The sequence below is a fragment of the Mycobacterium sp. 5-140-3-2 genome, from assembly GCF_035666375.1.
Lineage (GTDB): Bacteria > Actinomycetota > Actinomycetes > Mycobacteriales > Mycobacteriaceae > Mycobacterium > Mycobacterium intracellulare.
Genome location: NZ_CP142025.1, coordinates 1,093,017 through 1,112,758 on the forward strand (window position 1 = coordinate 1,093,017; position 19,742 = coordinate 1,112,758).

Consider the following 19,742-nt stretch of genomic DNA (forward strand, 5'->3'; position numbering starts at 1 on the left):
ACGTGAGCGAATTGCGGTTGATGGCGGTGCACGCCCACCCCGACGACGAGTCCAGCAAGGGCGCGGCCACCCTGGCCCGCTACGCCGACGAGGGGCATCGGGTGCTGGTGGTGACGTTGACCGGCGGTGAGCGCGGCGACATCCTCAACCCCGCGATGGATCTGCCCGAGGTGCACGGGCACATCGCCGAAATCCGCCGCGACGAGATGGCGAAGGCCGCCGAGATCCTCGGGGTGGAGCACACCTGGCTCGGCTTCGTCGACTCCGGCCTGCCCAAGGGCGACCCCCCGCCCCCGCTGCCCGAGGGGTGTTTCGCGCTGGTGCCGCTGGAGGAGTCGATCGAGGCGCTGGTGCGCGTCGTACGCGAGTTCCGCCCGCACGTGATGACCACGTACGACGAGAACGGCGGCTACCCCCATCCCGATCACATTCGCTGCCACCAGGTTTCGGTCGGCGCCTTCGAGGCGGCCGGGGATTATCGGCGCTTCCCGGACGCCGGCGAACCGTGGACGGTGTCCAAGCTGTACTACAACCACGGCTTTCTGCGGGCCCGGATGCAGTTGCTGCACGACGAGGCCCTCAAGCACGGTCACGAACCGCCGTTCAAGAAGTGGCTCGAGCACTGGGACGCCGCGCACGACCCGTTCGAATCCCGGGTGACCACGCGCGTCGAGTGCTCGGCCTATTTCAGCCAGCGCGACGACGCGCTGCGGGCGCATACCACGCAGATCGACCCCGACCACGACTTCTTCGCGGCGCCCATCGAATGGCAGCAACGGCTTTGGCCCACCGAGGAATTCGAGTTGGCCCGCTCGCGGGTCCCGGCCCGGCTGCCCGAGGACGACCTGTTCGCCGGGATCGAGACGGACGCGTGAATCACCTCGTCCTCCTCGCGAGCGCCGCCGACTGGCAGGCCGACAACGCGCCGCAGCACACCGGGCCCGACTTCGGCAAGGCCAGCCCGGTCGGGCTGCTGATCGTCGTGTTGTTGTTGATCAGCACGCTGTTCTTGCTGCGCTCGATGAACCGGCAGCTGAAGAAGGTGCCGGAGTCGTTCGACCCCAAGCATCCCGAGCCGGACCAGGCCGCGGACGAGGGCACCGACGCGGTCGACCCGGGCGCCGGGCAGGCCCCGGATCGGGCGGACGGGTCGCCGCGACCCCCGGGATCCGGCGATGAGCCAGGCTGACTCGTCCGCCGCGAACACCCTGGGGCTGGCCACCAGCCCGTATCTGCGCCAGCACGCCGACAATCCGGTGCACTGGCAGCAGTGGACACCGGAGGCGCTGGCCGACGCCGCCGCCCGCGACGTGCCGATCCTGCTGTCGGTCGGCTACGCGGCCTGTCACTGGTGTCACGTCATGGCGCACGAGTCGTTCGAGGACGCCGACGTCGCCGCCGCGATGAACGCGGGATTCGTCTGCATCAAGGTCGACCGCGAGGAACGGCCCGACATCGACGCGGTGTACATGAACGCCACGGTGGCGCTCACCGGGCAGGGCGGCTGGCCGATGACCTGTTTCCTCACGCCGGACGGGCGGCCCTTCTTCTGCGGCACCTACTATCCGAAAGATAGCTTCCTGCAACTTCTTTCGGCCGTCTCGGCCACATGGCGGGAGCGTCGCGGTGAGGTCGAGGAGGCGTCCGACCACATCGCCGGCGAGCTGCGCAAGATGGCTTCCGGTGTAGCGCGTGGCGGCCCCGCGGTGGCGGCCGACCTGTGTGACCACGCCGTCGCCGCGCTGCTCGGGGACGAGGACACCGTGCACGGCGGGTTCGGCGGTGCGCCCAAATTCCCGCCCTCGGCGCTGCTCGAGGCGCTGCTGCGCAACTACGAGCGCACCGGATCGCCGGCGGCGCTCGACGCGGTGTCGCGCGCGGGCAGCGCGATGGCCCGCGGCGGCATCTACGACCAGCTCGGCGGCGGCTTCGCCCGGTACAGCGTCGACAACGCTTGGGTGGTACCGCATTTCGAGAAGATGCTGTACGACAACGCGCTGCTGCTGCGCGCCTACGCGCACTGGGCCCGGCGTACCGGCGATCCGCTGGCGCGCCGAATCGCCGACCAGACCGCCCGGTTCCTGCTCGACGACCTCGCCGACGGTGCCATGTTCACCTCATCGCTGGACGCCGACGCCGACGGCCGCGAGGGCTCGACCTATGTGTGGACGCCGGAACAGCTGAACGACGCGCTCGGGCCCGACGACGGTCGTTGGGCCGCACAGGTTTTCGCGGTCACCCCGGCCGGCACCTTCGAGCACGGCGCCTCGGTGCTGCAGCTCCCCGCCGATCCGGAGGATGCGCAGCGGGCCGAACGCGTGCGGGCCGCGTTGTTGAACGCCCGGCGCGCCCGCGTCCAGCCCGGCCGCGACGACAAGATCGTCACGTCCTGGAACGGGCTGGCGATCACCGCCTTGGCCGAGGCCGGCGTGGCGTTGGACGAGCCCGAGTTCGTCCACGCCGCAAGCCGCTGCGCGCGGGCGGTGCTCGACCTGCACGTGGTCGACGGCAGGCTGCGGCGCGCCAGCCTCGGCGGCGTGGTCGGCGACAGCGCCGCCATCCTTGAGGACCACGCGATGCTGTCCACCGGGCTGCTGGCGCTCTACCAGCTGACGGGCGAGGCGGCCTGGCTGACAAGGGCGACCGATCTGTTGGACACCGCGTTGGCGCACTTCGCCGATCGTGAGCAGCCCGGCCGCTGGTTCGACACCGCCGACGATGCCGAGCGGTTGATGCTGCGGCCCGCCGACCCGCTGGACGGGGCGACCCCGTCGGGCGCGTCGTCGATCACCGAGGCCCTGCTGACCGCGGCGCACGTGGTCGACGGGGAGCGCGCAGAGCGGTACCTGCGGGCGGCGGACGACGCGCTGCGCGCGCACTCGGTGCTGCTGGAGCGTGCGCCGCGGTCGGCCGGGCATTGGCTGGCCGTGGCGGAGGCCGCGGTCCGCGGGCCGCTGCAGATCGCGGTGGCCTGCGACCCGTCGTGGTCGCCGCTGCTGGCCGAGGCGCGACGGCTGGCGCCCGGCGGGGCGGTCGTCGTGGGCGGGGACGTCGATTCCTCGGCGCTGCTGGCGGGCCGCGACCGGGTGGGCGGCGCCGACGCCGCCTACGTGTGTCGTGGCCAGGTCTGCGACCTTCCGGTGACCACCGCGGCCGAACTGGCCGCCGCCCTGGCTGTTTCCAGCCACTGAGCCGAGGGTGGTGACCCGCTGCGCCCGGCTGCGCCGCGCTGGCGATCACCACTGAGCCGGGTTACCCTGCCTCCCATGCCGAATGCCGCCAAGACCGAAGCGATCAGAAGCACGGTCCACCGCTACATCGAGCTGGTCGCCAAGGGCAGCGCCGACGACTTGGTCGAGCTGTACGCCGACGACGCCACGGTCGAGGACCCCGTCGGCGGCGAGGTGCACATCGGGCGCCAAGCGATCCACGGCTTCTACTCCGCGGTCGACAACCTGCAGCGCGAATGCGAACTGAAGACGCTGCGCGTGGCCGGCAACGAGGCGGCCTTCCAGTTCCGGCTGACCGTGACCGCCGGCGAGCACCGGATGGTGATCGAGCCGATCGATGTCATGGTCTTCGACGGCAGCGGGAAGATCGCGGCGATGAAGGCGTACTGGTCACCCGACGACGACGTCGACCAGGGTTAGCCGGGCCATCAGGCTCCCAGCAGCCACGCGTGTTCTTCCGTGTAGAACACGGCGAACCACATGGCGATGTAATGCAGGATCGCCGCGATCGCGGTGAAGGCGTGGAAGAACTCGTGATAGCCGAACGTCCGCGGCCACAGGTCGGGCCAGCGTAGACCGTAGAAAATGCCACCGACGCTGTAGAACACACCGCCGACGGCCAGCAGCACCATCGCGGCCACCCCGGCCTGGTGCAGGATCGTCGGCGCGTACCAGATCGCTACCCAGCCCAACAGCAGATAGAGCGGTACGCCCAGCCAGCGCGGCGCCGTCGGCCAGCACACCTTCAGCGCGATGCCCGCGAGCGCGCCGCCCCACACGATGCACAGCACCACCACGCCGGTGTCCTGCGGCATGACCAGCCGCGCGAACGGCGTGTAGCTGCCGGCGATGAAGATGAAGATCATCGAATGATCGAGCCGCTTCATGCGAATCCGGGCCAGGTCCGACTTCCAGTGCACCCGGTGATAGGTCGCGCTGACCGCGAACAACGCCACCGTGCACGCGGCGTAGATCAGCGTCGAATGCCCGGCGCGGGGCGAGGACGCCGCCCACGACACCGACACCAGCGTGGCGCCGGCGATGATCGCCAGCCACGCCGAGTAGAAGTGGATCCAGCCGCGCATCCGGGGTCTGCCCAAAACATTGGCGGCCCCTTCGGCGAGTCGCTCGACGGTGTTGCCCGGGGCGATCGGCTCGGGTTCGCGCTCAGGATGCGGGACGGTGCTGGTCTGGCTGCTCATGTCTCCTGTGGAATGTCTCTACAACGGGGGACGCCGGTGGCCACGGTGCCATGGGCGGGGTGTAAGAGCCAGAGTAGCCAGAGATGGTTACGGCGCAGTGTCGACTTCTCGCCCGGCTGCTCGGATGACCGGCCGAAATCGGTAGCCGGAATCCATTGCGCCTGGCAGTAGGGTGTGTGTTCGTGGAAATCATCCCGCGGCGACTCAAAGAGCCGCTGTATCGGATCTACGAGATGCGGCTGCGGCAGGGCCTGACCGCTTCCAAGTCGGAACTGCCCCGCCACATCGCGGTGCTGTGCGACGGGAACCGCCGGTGGGCGCGCGACGCGGGATACGACGACGTGAGCTACGGCTACCGGATGGGCGCGGCCAAGATCGCGGAGATGCTGCGCTGGTGTCAGGAAGCCGGCATCGAGATGACCACCGTGTACCTGCTTTCCACGGAGAACCTGCAGCGCGATCCCGACGAGCTGGCCGGGCTCATCGAGATCATCACCGACGTCGTCGAGGAGATCTGCGCGCCGGCCAACCGCTGGAGCGTGCGCACCGTCGGCGACCTCGAGCTGCTCGGCGAGCAACCGGCCCGCCGGCTGCGCGGGGCGGTGGAGTCCACCCCGGTCGTGGCGCCCTTCCACGTCAACGTCGCCGTCGGCTACGGCGGTCGCCGCGAGATCGTCGACGCGGTGCGTTCGCTGCTGAGCAAGGAACTCGCCAACGGCGCGACCGCCGAAGAGCTGATCGACACCGTCACCGTCGATGCGATCTCGGAAAATCTCTACACCTCCGGTCAGCCCGATCCCGACCTGGTGATCCGCACCTCGGGCGAGCAACGGCTCTCCGGCTTCCTGCTGTGGCAAAGCGCGTACTCGGAGATGTGGTTCACCGAGGCGCACTGGCCCGCCTTCCGCCGCGTCGACTTCCTGCGCGCGCTGCGCGACTACAGCCAGCGCCATCGCCGCTACGGGAAGTAAATCCGCTGCGCCTGTGACTCGTGGGGCGGCTGATCCCGCCCGACTGGCGCGTGTCAAATATTTACAAAATAACGGGAATAGCCGGGTGAACCACCTCGTCGTTGTATCCGTGGCAATAGCCAACACCGCCATCGCGAGGAGTAATCACATGTTGCTTGTTTCTGGTGTATCCGGCCTCACCACGCGGCCGCTCTACGACGCGACCGACTCGCTGTTGCGCTTCGCCGTGCGCGCCGACGCCACCCTGACGGGACTCTTCGGCTTGGTCATCGCCTTCCTCGCCGACCCGCTCTCGTCGCTGACCGGCCTGACGTCCTTCGAGAATTACGCCATGGGGGCCTTCTTCGTGATCTACGGCCTCGTGGTGTTCAGCCTCGGGGCGATGCCGGACGTGCGCGGTGTCGGCATCGGCGTGATCGTGGCCAACATCTTTTTCACGCTGTCCTCGATCGTGGCAACCGAAGCATTGCCGCTGACCGTCACCGGGGCCGCGCTGACGCTGGCCAGCGGCGCCTACGCGGCCGCGTTCGCCGCGCTCCAATACCTGGGAGTGCGGCGCCTCGAGACGGCATAGTGGCGCCTAGAGCTTGCGCAGCCGCAGCCGATTGATCGAGTGGTCGGCGTCCTTGCGCAGCACCAGCGTGGCGCGCGGCCGGGTGGGCAGGATGTTCTCGACCAGGTTGGGCCGGTTGATGGAGCGCCAGATCTCGCGGGCGGCGGCGACGGCCTTGGTGTCGTTGAGCGCCGCGTAGTGGTGGAAGTGCGACTCGGGATCGGCGAAGGCCGTGCTGCGCATGGCCAAAAACCGCGAGATGTACCACTGCTCGATGTCCTCGATCCGCGCGTCCACATAGACGCCGAAGTCGAACAGGTCCGACACCATCAGGGTCGGACCGGTCTGCAAAACGTTGAGGCCCTCGAGGATCAGGATGTCGGGATGCCGCACCACGTGCTTGGCCCCGGGGATCACATCGTATTTCAAATGCGAATACACCGGCGCGCACGCGTAGTCCGAGCCCGACTTGACCGACGTAACGAACCGCATCAGCGCCCGACGGTTGTAGCTTTCCGGAAACCCCTTGCGATGCATCAGGTTTCGCCGGTCCAGCTCGGCATTGGGGTACAGGAATCCGTCGGTGGTCACCAGGTCCACCCGGGGATGATGGTCCCAGCGCGCCAAGAGCGCCTGCAGCACACGGGCGGTCGTCGACTTGCCGACCGCCACGCTGCCGGCGACCCCGATGATGAACGGCACCGGCCGGTCCGGGTTTTGCTGAGGTTCACCCAGGAACTCGGCGGTGGCGGCGAACAACCGCTGGCGCGCCGCGACCTGCAGGTGAATCAGCCGGGCCAGCGGCAGGTAAACCTCTTCGACTTCGAGCAAGTCGATCTGTTCACCCAGACCGCGCAGGCCGACCAGTTCCTCCTCGGTGAGGGCCAGCGGCGTCGACATACGAAGCGCACGCCATTGCTTTCGGTCGAACTCCACATAAGGGCTCGGCTCGCTAAGCCGCGGCATAGTGCAAGTGTTGCAGGAGCGCCGAAAAGCCCGACGGCTGGGCTGGCGAAAAGTCGGCGCTGGATAGACTGGCGCCGTGACTGCTGCACCTGACGCCCGCGCCACGACCTCCGTGATGTCCGCCCCGCTCGCCGAGGTCGATCCCGACATCGCCGGGCTGCTGGGCCAGGAGCTGGGCCGCCAGCGCGACATGCTGGAGATGATCGCGTCGGAGAACTTCGTCCCGCGCGCGGTGCTGCAGGCCCAGGGCAGCGTGCTGACCAACAAGTACGCCGAGGGCTTGCCGGGGCGCCGCTACTACGGCGGCTGCGAGTACGTCGACGTCGTGGAGAACATCGCCCGCGACCGGGCCAAGGCCCTCTTCGGCGCCGACTTCGCCAATGTGCAGCCGCATTCGGGCGCCCAGGCCAACGCCGCCGTCCTGCACGCGCTGATGACGCCGGGGGAGCGGCTGCTGGGTCTGGACCTGGCCAACGGCGGCCACCTGACGCACGGCATGAAGCTGAACTTCTCCGGCAAGCTCTACGAGAACGGTTTCTACGGTGTCGACCCGACGACGCATCTCGTCGACATGGACGCGGTGCGCGCCAAGGCGCTGGAATTTCGCCCCAAGGTCATCATCGCCGGTTGGTCGGCCTACCCGCGGATCCTCGACTTCGCGGCGTTCGCCTCGATCGCCGACGAGGTGGACGCCCAGCTCTGGGTGGACATGGCGCACTTCGCGGGCTTGGTCGCGGCCGGCCTGCACCCCTCGCCGGTGCCGCACGCCGACATCGTGTCGACGACCATTCACAAGACGCTCGGCGGCGGCCGCTCGGGCATGATCCTCGGCAAGCAGGAGTACGCCAAGGCGATCAACTCGGCGGTGTTCCCCGGCCAGCAGGGCGGACCGCTCATGCACGTCATCGCGGGCAAGGCCGTCGCGCTGAAGATCGCGAGCACCCCCGAATTCGTCGAGCGGCAGCAGCGCACCCTGTCGGGCGCGCGCATCCTCGCCGACCGGCTGTTGGCCGCCGACGTCGCCAAGGCCGGCGTATCGGTGGTCAGCGGCGGCACCGACGTGCACCTGGTGCTGGTGGATCTGCGCAACTCCCCGCTCGACGGCCAAGCCGCCGAGGACCTGCTGCACGAGGTCGGCATCACCGTCAACCGCAACGCCGTCCCCAACGACCCGCGGCCGCCGATGGTCACGTCGGGGCTGCGGATCGGCACGCCCGCCCTGGCCACCCGCGGCTTCGGCGACGCCGAGTTCAGCGAGGTCGCCGACGTCATCGCCACCGCCCTGGCCGCGGGCAGCTCGGCCGACGTGGCGGGGCTGCGCCAGCGCGTGACACGGCTGGCGCAGGAGTTCCCGCTGTACGACGGCCTGGAAGACTGGGCGCTGGTCGGCCGCTGACGCCCGTCTGGTCGGGTTCGAGGACCAACGTCACCACTTGCTCCGACACGACCCCGCCGATTTCATGAACCTGTGTACGCGGGTTACAGTTATCTCATGGCCGAAAGACCCGTCGCTAACGCGCTGACCCTGGAACTCGAGCCGGTCGTCGAAGCGAACGTCGACCGCCACCTGTCCACCGAAGAGCTCTGGTTCGCCCACGATTACGTGCCGTTCGATCGGGGCGAGAACTTCGCATTCCTCGGTGGGCGCGACTGGGACCCGTCGTCAATGACGTTGCCGAGACCGCTGACCGACGCCTGCGAGATCATGCTGCTGCTCAAGGACAACCTGGCCGCGCACCACCGCGAGCTGGTCGAGCACTTCATCCTCGAGGACTACTGGGGCCGCTGGCTGGGCCGGTGGACCGCCGAGGAACACCTGCACGCCATCGCGTTGCGCGAGTACCTGGTGGTGACCCGCGAGGTCGACCCGACCGCCAACGAAGAGGCCCGCGTCCAGTACGTCATGAAGGGCTACCGCGCCGACACCTACTCGCAGGTGGAGACCCTGGTGCACATGGCGTTCGTCGAACGCACCCACGCCGTGTTCTGCGAGAACCTGGCCGCCAAGCTCGAGGAGCCCATCCTGGCCGGCCTGATCGACCGGATCGCCCGCGACGAGCGGCGGCACGAACTGTTCTTCTCCAACCTCGTCGAGCACTGCCTGGGATACACCCGCGACGAGACGATCGCGGCGATCGCCGCCCGTGCGGCCGACCTGGATGTGCCCGGCGCCGACATCGACGCGTACCGCGACAAGGTGCAGAACGTCGAAAAGGCAGGCATTTTCGGTCCGGAGCAGCTGCGTCAGGCGATCTCCGACCGCATCGCCGCATGGGGGCTCGCGGACGAGCCCGCGCTGCGGCAATTCATCGTCGGCTGAGCCGCGGCCCCCTCCCCGCCGATCCCTTTGGGGCGTCGTCGCGGCTCGTCATGTCGGCGCGCCTGCACAGCGGGCACGCGACCACGGGAGTAGCGTCGTTCCCGATGGTCAGCGTCATGCTCTGCTGCCAGGGCGGCACCTCCCGTCACCACAACGGAAGGACCGGCCCCGGTCCTGGTGCTGCGGTTCCCGTCGACATGCCTGTGCGGGTCCGCGCGGGCTCATCCCGCTCGAGGAGCGCTACGTGACCGATATCCGGACCTACGTGATCGACACTTCCGTGCTGCTGTCCGACCCGTGGGCGTGCAGCCGGTTCGCCGAACACGAGGTGGTTGTTCCGTTGGTGGTGATCAGCGAGCTGGAGGCCAAACGCCACCACCACGAGCTGGGATGGTTCGCCCGCCAGGCGTTGCGCCTGTTCGACGATCTTCGGCTTGTGCACGGGCGCCTGGATCAACCCATTCCCGTTGGGATACAAGGCGGTACGCTCCACGTCGAACTCAACCACACCGACCCGGCGGTGCTGCCCGCCGGCTTCCGCAACGACAACAACGACTGCCGGATCCTGAGTTGCGCCGCCAACCTGGCCGCCGAAGGCAAACGAGTCACGTTGGTCAGCAAGGACATTCCGCTTCGGGTCAAGGCCGCCGCGGTGGGGCTGGCCGCCGACGAATACCACGCCCAAGACGTCGTGGCCTCCGGCTGGTCGGGCATGCGCGAGATCGAAACCGCCACCGAGGATATCGACGCCCTGTTCAGCGACGGCGAGATCGATCTGGCGGAAGCCCGAGACCTGCCCTGCCACACCGGCATTCGGCTGCTCGGTGGCAGCTCTCACGCGTTGGGCAGGGTCAACGCGGACAAGCGCGTTCAGCTGGTCCGCGGTGATCGCGAGGTGTTCGGATTGCGTGGGCGGTCCGCCGAACAGCGGGTCGCGCTGGACTTGCTGCTCGACGAGTCGGTCGGCATCGTGTCGCTGGGCGGCAAGGCCGGCACCGGCAAGTCGGCGCTGGCGCTGTGCGCCGGGCTGGAGGCCGTGCTGGAGCGGCGGACCCAGCGCAAGGTGGTGGTCTTCCGCCCGCTGTACGCCGTCGGCGGCCAGGAGCTGGGATACCTGCCCGGCAGCGAGAGCGAAAAGATGGGCCCGTGGGCGCAGGCCGTGTTCGACACCCTCGAGGGGCTGGCCAGCCCGGCGGTGCTCGAGGAAGTGCTGTCCCGCGGCATGCTCGAAGTGCTGCCGCTGACCCACATCCGGGGACGTTCGCTGCACGACTCGTTCGTCATCGTCGACGAGGCGCAGTCGCTGGAGCGCAACGTGTTGCTGACCGTGCTGTCCAGGCTGGGCACCGGGTCGCGGGTGGTCCTGACCCACGACATCGCCCAGCGCGACAACCTGCGGGTGGGCCGCCACGACGGGGTCGCGGCGGTGATCGAGAAGCTCAAGGGCCACCCGCTGTTCGCCCACATCACCCTGTTGCGCAGCGAGCGCTCGCCGATCGCCGCGCTGGTCACCGAGATGCTCGAGGAGATCGCCGGGCCGCACTGAGCGGTTTCGCCGCGAAGCTGTATTCCACGACAGCTCCACTCGCGATATGTGTCGCTGGTTGCAGTCTCGCGGTGAGTACGCTTTTACCGTGGCGAAACGACCCGACACCTTGGCCTGGCGCTACGGGCGCACGCTGGCCGGTGTCGTCGCCGCCGTCGCGGTGCTGGTGATCGGCGGGCTGACCGGTCACGTGACGCGCGCCGACGACCTGTCCTGCTCGGTCGTCAAATGCGTCGCGTTGACCTTCGATGACGGCCCCGGCCCCTTCGACGAGCGGCTGCTGCAGATCCTCAAGGGCAACGACGCGAAGGCCACCTTCTTTCTGATCGGCAACAAGGTGGCCGCCAACCCGGCGGGGGCCAAACGCATCGCCGACGCGGGGATGGAAATCGGCAGCCACACCTGGGAACACCCCAACATGACCACCATCCCGCGGGAGGACATCGCCGCGCAGTTCTCCAAGGCGAATGACGCGATCACCGCCGCGACCGGCCACACGCCGACGTTGTACCGGCCCGCGGGCGGCTTGTCCGACCCGGTGGTGCGCCAGACCGCCGGGCAATTCGGGCTGGCCGAAATCCTGTGGGACGTCATCCCTTTCGATTGGGCCAACGACTCGAACACGGCTGCGACGCGATCGATGCTGATGACCTACATCAAACCGGGCTCGGTGGTGCTGTTCCATAACACCTACTCGAGCACCGTCGATCTGGTCTATCAGTTCATCCCGGTGCTCAAGGCCAACGGCTACCGGATGGTGACGGTCAGCGAACTGCTGGGACCACGCGCGCCCGGCAGCAGTTATGGCGGCCGGGAGAACGGGCCACCCGTCAACGGTCTGCGCGACATTCCCGCCAGCGACATCCCCACGCTGCCCAACACGCCCTCACCCAAGCCGATGCCCAACTTCCCGATCACCGATATCCCCGGGCAGAATTCCGGCGGGCCGAACAACGGTGCCTAGCGCGACGAGCGGGCCCGCGACGAAAGGACGAAAGTCCGCTCGACGGTGGATGTTTCACTACGGCCTCGACTTGAGTCTGTCGTATGTGCTGGCGGTCGTCGAAGCGGCCGCCATCTTGATCCCGTTGCGCGGCCACACGTCCGTCGGGGCCAACGCCGACTTCGCGCGGCACAGCACGGGGCCGGTGGCGCTGCTCGTCGTGCTGGGCATCATCGGCGTCTCGGTGGCCGGCGCCTTGAGCCTGGCGCCCACACTGCGCTGGTTCGTGCCGGGCGACGAACCGACACCACAGCAACGCGAGGCCGTGATGAAGCTCGCCGGGCGCCAGTCGGCGATCCTGGTGACGGCCTGGGCGCTGAGCGGCGGGACCTTCATCCTGCTGAATCTTGGTGGCGGGGCCCGGCTTCTGCTACCCATCGTGCTCGGCGTGCTGCTCGGCGGGTCGGCCGCCGCCGGCACGGGGATGCTGCTCGCGCAACGCACCCTGCGCCCCATCATGCGTGCCGCCACACTGGGCGCCGAGCCACGGCTGGCCGTGCCGAGCGTGTACGCGCGACTGGTTCTGCTGTGGTTCCTCTGCAGCGCGTTTCCCATCGCGGTCATCGCGTCCCTGGTCGTTCTGCGCTCCTACGGGTGGCTGATCGAGAAGTCGGCATCGTTGGACGTGCCGATCCTGGTGGTGTCGTTGGCGGCGCTGGTGTTGGGACTGCCGACGATGATCCTGACCTCGCGGTCCATCTCGGACCCGATCGGGGAGGTCGTCGACGCCATGGCGGAGGTTGAACATGGCCGCATGGAAACCTACGTCGGCGCCTACGAACGTTCCCAGATCGGGCGGCTGCAAACGGGTTTCAACCGTATGGTGGCCGGGCTCGCCGAGCGCGACCGGCTGCGTGACCTGTTCGGCCGCCACGTCGGCGCCGACGTCGCGCAGCGCGCCGTCGAAGAGGGAGCCTCCCTGTCCGGCGACGTGGTCGAAGCGGCGGTGCTCTTCATCGACCTGGTGGGTTCCACGCAGCTCGCGGAAAGCCGCCCGCCGCAAGAAGTCGCCGAGGTGCTCAACGACTTCTTCCGGATCGTCGTCAACGCCGTCGACGACCACCACGGATTGATCAACAAATTCGCCGGAGACGCCGCGCTGGCCGTCTTCGGGGTGCCATTGCCGACCAGCGAGCCGGCGTCCGCAGCGCTGGCGACGGCCCGGGCGCTGGCCACTCAACTGCGCCGGCTGCCAGTCGATTTCGGCGTCGGCGTCTCCGCGGGGCGCGTGTTCGCCGGCAACGTCGGCGCCGAGAACCGGTACGAATACACCGTGATCGGCGACGCCGTCAACGAGGCCGCGCGGCTGGCCGACCTCGCCAAGACGTCCGATCGGCGAATCCTGTGTTCGGCGGCCGCCATCGATGCGGCCGGTGAGGCCGAACGCGGGCACTGGGCCGAATGCTATTCCACCGTATTGCGTGGGCGATCCGAGACGACCCACGTCTCGGCGCCGACCACCTAGGACCAGGGCCGCGTCAGGATTTCGCGACCTTCAGCGCGGCGATGATCTTGCCGACGAGGTCCGCCGACGCGGTGTCACCGACGGGTGTGCTGCCGATGAACACGGTGACCGGCTTGGTGTCGACCGCGATGATGCTGACCGAGTCGCCCTTGACGTTGCGGGTGGGATCGGCGATCGTGACGTCGGCGTCGGCCCGCACCGCCTTGGTCCCGTCCACGGTGATCGACGACGTCTTGACCGGTCCCAGCGTGGGTGTCGCGTTGGCATAGCCGGGCCCGTTGACCACGCACTGCATCAGTTTGGTGGCTTGCGCCGTGAGGTCCATGCTGGCAACGAAATTGGTGACGCCGACCTCGGCCGTCATCATCCACTGATTGGCCCCGGGCACGTCCTGGGCGACGCCGAGTCCGCCGATCAGGTTGGGGCCCTGGTCATCGGAGAACACCGTCCACCCGGACGGCGCCGCACTGGCCGGGAACGACAGCTTTCCGGCGGTGATCGAGTCGCCCCGGGGCATCTCACCGCCGGACACGTTCGGGGTGCAATCCGTGGCGTTCTGTGCCGAATTCTTCGGTTGCGAGACCGACGTGCTCGTCGACGGCGGCGCGGCGCTCGATCGCTTGTTGCCGTGGCCGCCCTTCATCACCACGAGGGTGGCCACCAGCGCGATCACGGCCAGCGCGACCAGGCCGGCGACGATCAGCCAGGGCAGCTTCGAGCCGCCTGGGGGAGGGCCGGGCGGGTAGGGCCCGCCGGGCGGAAATGGTTGTCCCGGCGGGGGATACTGCGGTGCCTGGTACGGATTGACGGCGGGACCACCCGGCGGCGGATACGGGTACTGACCGCCCGGCGGGTAGCCGTACGGACCCCCCTGCGGGTAAGGACCCTGCGGGTAAGCGCCGCCGGCCGGCGGCTGGCCACCCCAATTCGGTTCCTGCCCATAGGGATTGCTTCCGTAAGGCCCAGGGCCGTAGGGGCCGCCGCCGGGAGGAGCCGTCATGGAAAAACCACCCTTACACTCATCGACACCGTCGCCGCGTGACGGTCGGGCCTAGTCTTCCGGCTTGACCTTCGCCATGGCCAGCACGTCGAGCCGGCGGTCGAGCTCCTCGATCGACAGCTTGTCGCCGATCAGGCCGCGGTCGATCACGGTCTGGCGAATCGTCTTGCGCTCCTTGAGGGCCTGCTTGGCGACCGCGGCGGCCTCCTCGTATCCGATCGCCGAGTTCAGCGGCGTCACGATGGACGGCGACGACTCGGCGAGCTCGCGCAGGTGCTCGACGTTGGCCGCCAGGCCGGTGATGCAGCGCTCCGCGAACAGCTTCGAGACGTTGGTCAGCAGCTTGAACGACTCGAGGATGTTGCGGGCCATCATCGGGATGTACACGTTGAGCTCGAACGCACCGTTGCCGCCGCCCCACGCGACCGCGGCGTCGTTGCCGATCACCTGCGCGGCCACCTGCGTAACTGCTTCGGGGAGAACGGGATTCACCTTGCCGGGCATGATCGAGCTACCCGGTTGCAGGTCGGGCAGCTGAATCTCGGCCAGGCCGGTCAGCGGGCCCGAGCCCATCCAGCGGACGTCGTTGGCGATCTTGGTCAGCGACACGGCGATGGTGCGCAGCGCACCGGACGCCTCGACGAGGCCGTCGCGCGCGGCCTGGGCCTCGAAGGAGTTTGCCGCCGTGCGCAATTCGCTCAGGCCGGTGGAGGCAACCAACGTTTCGACGACCTTGGCGCCGAAGCCGTCGGGAGCGTTGAGGCCGGTGCCCACCGCGGTGCCGCCGATCGCCAACTCACCGAGCCGCGGCAGCGTGGCGCGCACCCGCTCGATGCCGGCCTCGATCTGGCGGGCGTACCCGCTGAATTCCTGGCCGAGCGTCACGGGCACGGCGTCCATCAGGTGGGTGCGGCCCGACTTGACCACAGTGTGCCATTCGCGGGCCTTGCTCGCCAGCGCGTCATGCAGCACCTCGAGCGCCGGGATGAGGTGGCGCACGGCGGCTTCGGTGGCCGCGATGTGGGTCGCGGTGGGGAAGGTGTCATTCGACGACTGCGACATGTTGACGTCGTCGTTCGGGTGCACCGTGACGCCGTTGGCCGCGGCGATGCTGGCGATCACCTCGTTGGTGTTCATGTTGGAGCTGGTGCCCGAACCGGTCTGGAAGACGTCGATCGGAAACTGGTCGTCGTGGCGGCCGTCGGCGATTTCGGCGGCCGCGGCGATGATCGCGTCGGCCTTCTCCGGGGCCAGCAGCCCGAGGTCCTTGTTGACCTGCGCGCACGCGCCCTTCAGCAGGCCCAGGGCGCGGATCTGGGTGCGCTCCAGCCCGCGGCCCGAGATCGGAAAGTTCTCGACCGCGCGCTGGGTTTGCGCGCGCCACAACGCTTTTGCGGGGACGCGGACCTCGCCCATGGTGTCGTGCTCGATGCGGTACTCGGTGTCATCCGTGGCCATAGAGTGCTGGCTTCCTCGTTCTTCGATCTGGCGGTCAGGGCAGGGGATAGGCGGCAGAACTGTCGCCGGTGAAGTCGATGGCGGAGTATTCGTTGAGCTTCGAAAGCCGGTGGTAGGCCTCGATCATGCGGACGGTGCCCGATTTCGACCGCATGACGATCGACTGGGTGGTGCAGCCGCCGGGGTAGTACTGCACGCCCTTGAGCAGGTCGCCGTTGGTGACCCCGGTGGCGCAGAAGAAGACGTTCTCGCCGGACACGAGGTCCTCGGTGGTCAAGATCTGATCGAGGTCATAGCCGGCGTCGATGGCCTTTTGGCGTTCCTCGTCGTCGGTGGGGGCCAGCTGCGCCTGGATGGCGCCACCCATGCACCGGATCGCGGCGGCCGCGATGATGCCTTCCGGCGTACCGCCGATCCCGGCCAGCATGTCGGTGCCCGAGTGCGGCCGGCAGGCCGAGATCGCGCCCGCGACGTCGCCGTCGGTGATCAGCCGGATGCGGGCCCCGGTGGCCCGGACGTCCTCGATCAGCTGGGCGTGCCGCGGCCGGTCGAGAATGCATACGGTCATGTCGCGCACCGACAACGCCTTCACCTTCGCGACGGCCTTGATGTTCTCGGCGATCGGCGCGGTGATGTCGAGCACGTGCGCCGCCTCGGGGCCGACGGCGATCTTGTTCATGTAGAAGACCGCCGACGGGTCGAACATCGCGCCGCGGTCGGCCACCGCCAGCACGGAGATGGCGTTGGGCATGCCCTTACTCATCAGTGTGGTGCCGTCGATCGGATCGACGGCGAAGTCGCACTCCGCGCCGTCCCCGTTGCCGACCTCTTCGCCGTTGTAGAGCATCGGCGCGTGGTCCTTCTCACCCTCGCCGATCACGACCACGCCGCGCATCGACACCGAGTTGACCAGCTCGCGCATCGCGTCGACGGCCGCGCCGTCACCGCCCTCTTTGTCGCCGCGGCCTACCCAGCGTCCGGCCGCCATGGCGCCGGCCTCGGTGACCCGGACCAGTTCCAAGGCCAGGTTGCGGTCTGGAGCCTCACCGCGCGGCCGCGCTTGCGCTGGAGCTCGGCCATTGGCGGTGGACGAGCGGTCGCCCTCAACTGTCATGGTTGCTGATTGTCCCAGAAGCGGATCGGTCCGCTGGAACTGGGATACTCGGGGGATGACCGAGAAGCCGCCGCTGAATGCCAGCTCGGACGGCTCTGTGGCCGACGAGCCGGCCCCGGCCGCCGGGCCCGCGCCCAGGCCGGCGAAGCCTCGGCTGCTGCAGGACGGCCGGGACATGTTCTGGTCCCTGATTCCGCTGGTCATTGGCTGCGTGGTGCTGGCCGGGCTGCTGGGCATGTGTTCGTTTCAGCTCGACAGCCGCAGGGGCCCCATCCCGTCCTATGACGCCGCGGCGGCCCTGCGGGCGGACGCGGCGACGCTCGGCTTTCCCATCCGCCAACCGCAGTTGCCCGGCGGCTGGCAGGCCAACTCCGGGCACCGCGGCGGCATCCCCAACGGGCGATCCGACCCCGCGACGGGTCAACGCGTGAACGCGCCCATCTCGGTGGTCGGATACATCAGCCCGAGCGGCATGTATCTGAGCCTGACCCAGAGCAACGCCGACGAGGACAAGCTGATCAACTCGATCCATCCGTCGGCGTATCCCACCGGGGCGGTCGACGTCAGCGGGACCAACTGGGTCGTCTATCAGGGGTCCGGCGAAAGCGGCGCGGACGCCGAAGCCGTGTGGACGACCCGGCTAAGCGGCCCGGGCGGCGCGACGCAGATCGCGATAACCGGCGCCGGAAGCAGCGATCAGTTTCGTACGCTGGCCTCGGCGACGCAATCGCAGCCGCCGCTGCCGACGAGCCGATAGAAGGGGACTCGCATGGGTGCACCGGAGGCCGATCTGTCCGGGTGGTCGGCGGCGCCGTTCAGCGGTGGCGGCTACACTCACGACGTCTACCGCAAGGGCGCCGGCCCCGGTGTGGTGCTGATCCCTGAGCTGCCCGGAATACATCCCGGCGTGCTGGGCTTGGGTAATCACCTGGTGGACAACGGTTTCACCGTCGCCATCCCGTCGCTGTTCGGCGAGCCGGGCCGTGCCAAGACGGCCGGTTACCTCGTCGGCGCCATCGGGCGAGCCTGTGTGGCAAGGGAATTCGCGGCGTTGGCGCTGAACAAGCAGCGGCCGGTGTCGGCGTTCCTGCGCGCGCTGGCGCGCGACCTCAACGCTTCGACTCCCGGCAAGGGCGTCGGCGTGATCGGCCAATGTTTCACCGGGGGATTCGCATTGGCCGCCGCGGTCGACGACAGCGTGCTGGCCCCGGTACTGTCGCAGCCGTCGGTGCCGTTCCCGCTCGGCGCCGCTCGGCGCCGCGACCCCGGCCTGAGCGAGTCCGAGCTGACCACCGTGGCCGACCGCTGCGCCACCGACGGCTTGTGCGCCATGGGATTACGATTCAGCGAGGACAAACTGTCGCCGGGCGAGCGGTTCGCGACGCTCAAGGAGCGCCTCGGGGACGCGTTCGAGGTGATCGACATCGATTCGGGCCCGACCAACCAGCACGGCTTCGGCAAGGCGGCGCATTCGGTGCTGACCGATGAGGTCCGTGAAATCGACGGACACCCCGCCTACGAGGCCCGTAAACGCGTGGTCCAATTCCTCACCGAGCGGCTCACCTAGCGGTCCGCTAGGCCGACCGCCTCGAACTGGCGAAATTCTCGGCGAGATCTGCTGCCTTGGCGACGCTTTCGGCGGGTGTCGTCATCCGGGCGGCAAGGTCGCGAGCTCGGATTGCGTACTCCGGCGCCAAGATTCGGCGCAGGTCTGCGACGAGCGATTCCCGGGTGGTGGCGGATAGGCGGCGGTGGGTGCCCACCTTGAGGCGGCGTTTCACCTGGGCTCCCCAGATGATCTGATTGCCGTCCACGGACAGGACCAGGGTGGGAATTCCGGCACGCAGACTTGCGGCGGTGGTGCCCGATCCGCCGTGGTGCACGGCGGCCCGGCACAGGGGAAAGATGGACGCGTAATTCAGCGCGCCGACCACCTTGACGTGATCGGAATGCGGGACGTCGTCGAAGTCGCTCCAGCCGGCGCAAATCAACGCCCGCTCGCCCAACTGCGCGCACGCCCCGCTGATCATCTCGATCGTGTCGGACGGAGATTCCACCGGCATGCTGCCGAAGCCGAAGAAAATCGGCGGTGTTCCCGCGGCAATCCACGATGCGGCCTCGTCGTCGGCGCCCGTCGCCAACTCCATCGTCAGCGCGCCCACGAAGGGCCGTTGGCGCCGCCATTTCGCCCATTCGGCCGCCAATCCCGGGAAGGCAACCTCGTCGTATGCCTGAATTTCCAAGGCTCTCAATGCGGCAATTCGTCGCGGTGAGGAAGACGTTGTCTTCGGCAGGCCGAGTTCGCCGCGCTGCGCGTCCTCGAGCTTTTTGCTCAGGCGCCACGTCAGCCAGTCGAACGCCCGCACCGCGAAGCGAGAGGCCGGTGCCGGCAAGATCGCCACAACCTGGCCGTTGGGACGCATCGGAACATGGTGCAGGGTAACCAACGGAAGACCATGGTATTCAGCCACATTGGCGGCGATTTCCTGATAGGTCTGCCCGGCGAGTACCACGTCGGCCCCCTCCGCCAACGACTTCAATGTCTCGTTCATGTGCGCCCAAGACTGGTCGGTGACCTTCTTGATTTCGAGCCCAGACCGCGATATGTCCCGAACCCTCCAGAACCTGCTGAACAGCGTCGTGGTGAAGGTGCGAAACGCGTCCATCCAGGCGTTCGTCTCCGCCCCGTAGGGCACCGCGGACAGGCCGGCCGATTGCGCGAAGCCGACCAAATCGGGCGGGACTGCGATGCACACATCATGCCCTCTGCGCTGCAGTTCGCGGCCGATAACAACAGCAGGCTCGATATCGCCTCGAGTTCCATAGCTTGCCAGCGCAAATCTCATGACGGATCTCAAACTTTCAATCGAGTGAAACCGGGACGGGTCACGTTATCTCTGAGTACAATTCGGAC

At 68.3% G+C, this 19,742-nt stretch carries 19 protein-coding genes; 13 read left to right on the forward strand and 6 right to left on the reverse strand.

Translation table 11 applies throughout. The features are described from left to right. The first annotated feature begins 2 nt into the window (after positions 1-2). The 4 genes from mca (at position 3) to P6281_RS05485 (ending at position 3,650) form a co-directional block, all read left to right on the forward strand. Positions 3-875: a mycothiol conjugate amidase Mca gene (mca, locus tag P6281_RS05470; protein WP_008254328.1), complete on the forward strand. Its 873-nt coding sequence runs from the start codon at positions 3-5 to the stop codon at positions 873-875. Continuing rightward, a complete protein-coding gene (locus tag P6281_RS05475) occupies positions 872-1,189 on the forward strand; it encodes a hypothetical protein (protein WP_014381964.1) in 318 nt (105 codons plus the stop codon). The genes mca and P6281_RS05475 overlap by 4 nt, the downstream gene beginning before the upstream one ends. Continuing rightward, the gene (locus P6281_RS05480; RefSeq protein ID WP_248913542.1) at positions 1,176-3,191 is read left to right on the forward strand and encodes a thioredoxin domain-containing protein; all 2,016 of its coding nucleotides are present in this window, start codon (positions 1,176-1,178) and stop codon (positions 3,189-3,191) included. Before P6281_RS05475 ends, P6281_RS05480 begins: the two co-directional genes overlap by 14 nt. Before the next feature lie 75 nt (positions 3,192-3,266). Further along, the gene (locus tag P6281_RS05485) at positions 3,267-3,650 is read left to right on the forward strand and encodes a nuclear transport factor 2 family protein (RefSeq protein WP_008254332.1); all 384 of its coding nucleotides are present in this window, start codon (positions 3,267-3,269) and stop codon (positions 3,648-3,650) included. 8 nt (positions 3,651-3,658) lie between these two features. On the opposite strand, the gene trhA is transcribed toward P6281_RS05485, so the two are convergent. Then, the gene (trhA, locus tag P6281_RS05490) at positions 3,659-4,432 is read right to left on the reverse strand and encodes a PAQR family membrane homeostasis protein TrhA (RefSeq protein ID WP_238963601.1); all 774 of its coding nucleotides are present in this window, start codon (positions 4,430-4,432) and stop codon (positions 3,659-3,661) included. A 182-nt stretch (positions 4,433-4,614) separates the two neighbouring features. Here trhA and P6281_RS05495 point away from each other — a divergent pair, with 182 nt between their 5' ends. Both P6281_RS05495 and P6281_RS05500 read left to right on the forward strand, forming a co-directional pair. Further along, positions 4,615-5,403 (forward strand): (2Z,6E)-farnesyl diphosphate synthase, encoded by a 789-nt coding sequence (locus P6281_RS05495; protein ID WP_008254334.1) that lies wholly within the window; start codon positions 4,615-4,617, stop codon positions 5,401-5,403. 148 nt (positions 5,404-5,551) lie between these two features. Beyond that, positions 5,552-5,977: a hypothetical protein gene (locus P6281_RS05500; protein ID WP_008254335.1), complete on the forward strand. Its 426-nt coding sequence runs from the start codon at positions 5,552-5,554 to the stop codon at positions 5,975-5,977. Between the two features lie 6 nt (positions 5,978-5,983). Here P6281_RS05500 and coaA read toward each other — a convergent pair whose 3' ends face one another. After that, a complete protein-coding gene (gene coaA / locus P6281_RS05505) occupies positions 5,984-6,922 on the reverse strand; it encodes a type I pantothenate kinase (protein ID WP_008254336.1) in 939 nt (312 codons plus the stop codon). Positions 6,923-7,037: 115 nt separating this feature from the next. On the opposite strand from coaA, the gene glyA reads away from it, so the two are divergent. The 5 genes from glyA to P6281_RS05530 all read left to right on the forward strand — a co-directional run bounded on the left by glyA (position 7,038) and on the right by P6281_RS05530 (position 13,256). Continuing rightward, positions 7,038-8,318 (forward strand): serine hydroxymethyltransferase, encoded by a 1,281-nt coding sequence (gene glyA / locus P6281_RS05510; RefSeq protein WP_043954550.1) that lies wholly within the window; start codon positions 7,038-7,040, stop codon positions 8,316-8,318. A gap of 96 nt (positions 8,319-8,414) precedes the next feature. Beyond that, positions 8,415-9,242: an acyl-ACP desaturase gene (locus P6281_RS05515; RefSeq protein ID WP_008254339.1), complete on the forward strand. Its 828-nt coding sequence runs from the start codon at positions 8,415-8,417 to the stop codon at positions 9,240-9,242. Between the two features lie 244 nt (positions 9,243-9,486). Continuing rightward, positions 9,487-10,788 carry a PhoH family protein gene (locus P6281_RS05520; RefSeq protein WP_014941401.1) on the forward strand — a complete coding sequence of 434 codons (1,302 nt, stop codon included), beginning with the start codon at positions 9,487-9,489 and terminating at the stop codon, positions 10,786-10,788. A gap of 88 nt (positions 10,789-10,876) precedes the next feature. Then, on the forward strand, positions 10,877-11,752 hold the full coding sequence (locus tag P6281_RS05525; RefSeq protein ID WP_008254353.1) for a polysaccharide deacetylase family protein: 876 nt from the start codon (positions 10,877-10,879) through the stop codon (positions 11,750-11,752). A 49-nt stretch (positions 11,753-11,801) separates the two neighbouring features. After that, positions 11,802-13,256, forward strand: a complete 1,455-nt coding sequence (locus P6281_RS05530) for an adenylate/guanylate cyclase domain-containing protein (protein WP_324738639.1) — start codon at positions 11,802-11,804, stop codon at positions 13,254-13,256. Positions 13,257-13,269: 13 nt separating this feature from the next. Here the strand turns inward: P6281_RS05530 and P6281_RS05535 are convergent, their stop codons facing one another. Genes P6281_RS05535 through glpX form a run of 3 tightly spaced genes read right to left on the reverse strand, consistent with a single transcriptional unit; the run spans position 13,270 to position 16,828 of the window. Then, a complete protein-coding gene (locus P6281_RS05535; protein ID WP_324738640.1) occupies positions 13,270-14,256 on the reverse strand; it encodes a hypothetical protein in 987 nt (328 codons plus the stop codon). Positions 14,257-14,307: 51 nt separating this feature from the next. After that, entirely contained in the window at positions 14,308-15,714 is a 1,407-nt protein-coding gene (locus tag P6281_RS05540) for a class II fumarate hydratase (protein ID WP_008254358.1), read from the reverse strand. A gap of 34 nt (positions 15,715-15,748) precedes the next feature. Next, on the reverse strand, positions 15,749-16,828 hold the full coding sequence (gene glpX, locus P6281_RS05545) for a class II fructose-bisphosphatase (protein WP_026071430.1): 1,080 nt from the start codon (positions 16,826-16,828) through the stop codon (positions 15,749-15,751). 55 nt (positions 16,829-16,883) lie between these two features. On the opposite strand from glpX, the gene P6281_RS05550 reads away from it, so the two are divergent. Together P6281_RS05550 and P6281_RS05555 are read left to right on the forward strand one after the other, a co-directional pair. Then, positions 16,884-17,585: a DUF4245 domain-containing protein gene (locus P6281_RS05550; RefSeq protein ID WP_008254364.1), complete on the forward strand. Its 702-nt coding sequence runs from the start codon at positions 16,884-16,886 to the stop codon at positions 17,583-17,585. Positions 17,586-17,597: 12 nt separating this feature from the next. Continuing rightward, a complete protein-coding gene (locus tag P6281_RS05555) occupies positions 17,598-18,395 on the forward strand; it encodes a dienelactone hydrolase family protein (protein WP_008254365.1) in 798 nt (265 codons plus the stop codon). A gap of 7 nt (positions 18,396-18,402) precedes the next feature. Here the strand turns inward: P6281_RS05555 and P6281_RS05560 are convergent, their stop codons facing one another. After that, complete coding sequence (locus tag P6281_RS05560) at positions 18,403-19,674, reverse strand: glycosyltransferase (protein WP_014381969.1); 1,272 nt, start codon at positions 19,672-19,674, stop codon at positions 18,403-18,405. Positions 19,675-19,742: the final 68 nt, after the last annotated feature.